Here is a 1,254-nt window from a genome sequence, read left to right on the forward strand (position 1 = left end):
CTCTTCTGCCGCTAGCTCAGGGGGCACTGGTGAGACTCCTTGCAGGAAGTAAGAGTGCTGTTCTAACAATTGATTCAACTCTTGAAAGCGTGCTTGGAACCATTCGCGCATAGCAATTACACCTTCGTCTTGTCCCGACGTTGTCATGAAAGCCGTAACGGATTTAGCAATTACCAAATCATTTAATTTAGAATCTGGCAAGTTCCATGTTTTTCTTACTGCTTGTTGGAAAGTATTACGCTTCTCTCCTTCAAATACCGGCTCTGGAGAACCGGACCAAGTTTTTACCTCTACAAAGCAACGGGGCATTTCGCCTGCACCACACAAGAAACCAGCACTAAATGTAGCAGAGCCAGCAAAACGCCAATAGCCATACCACCCTTCTTCAAATCGGGGGCAGCGGGTTTTTGTATATTGGTATGTTCCACCTATGTAACGTCGAAATTCCCACTCGATAGGTGTGAGAATTTCATCCATTTTGGTGATGGTAGCTTGGATTTGTTCCAATGCTAATAGATCGGCGGACTGGAAGGACATGGGTTGGTGTAAACGATGAAAGATGAGGTACTCCCTAAACAAGGACAATAGTTCGCTATCAGGTAGCTTGGAAAGTCGTTGAAAGAGCTGATACCACCGCAGACAAACCACAGGTTTAGCGCGTGGGGCTTCGTAGTACTTGGTGAGAAAAATAATACCCTTCTGTGCGGCAGAGCTAGCCGCCAAGATGCGTTGATAATTGGCGAGTTGCTCGTGTCCCTCTCCTGCTTCTAGTTTGCACTCAATGAGTAGTAATACTTCATGGGCGGCCGTTTCAATTACGATGTCAGGGCGGCCTTCTGCATAGCTTTGCTGAGTACGGATTGTGTAGACAGATCTACTTGGCAGGTTAATACCGGCGTCGGTGCAAAGAATAGTGATAAGACTGGGGTTGCGTTCGAGAATGGTAGCCAGCAGTTCTGTTAGGTAGTTTTCGCGTTCGTGCTTGGAAGCTTTTTCACGGTAGCGGTAGAGTCGTTCAAAGAGGTTCATAAAAATATTATTTGCAAATGCAAAATTTTTATTATATATTTGTAGTGTAAGAGGTCCAGCCTAAACGGGGTTGCTCCTTACTACTTTCCAAAGCTCCCAGTAGGGCCCTCGAACAAAGTAGTGAAGCTTTTCTCTGATTTCGTTGTTTGGGTTAAGTCTGTACTCATTAGGCCCTCGGTGAAGAACATAAGAATTTGGATTCTATGGTTCTTCTTTTGGTTACCG

The 1,254-nt window shown here is 45.3% G+C and carries 1 protein-coding gene; it reads right to left on the bottom strand.

The genetic code is table 11. The features are described from left to right. Positions 1 to 1,029, bottom strand: a 1,029-nt coding sequence (locus J4D97_RS22920) for a PD-(D/E)XK nuclease family protein (RefSeq protein WP_208309619.1), incomplete at its 3' end; no start/stop codon positions are given. Between the last annotated feature and the right edge of the window lie 225 nt (positions 1,030 to 1,254).

It is taken from the genome of Hymenobacter defluvii (assembly GCF_017589435.1).
In the GTDB taxonomy this organism is placed as follows: Bacteria; Bacteroidota; Bacteroidia; order Cytophagales; family Hymenobacteraceae; genus Hymenobacter; species Hymenobacter profundi.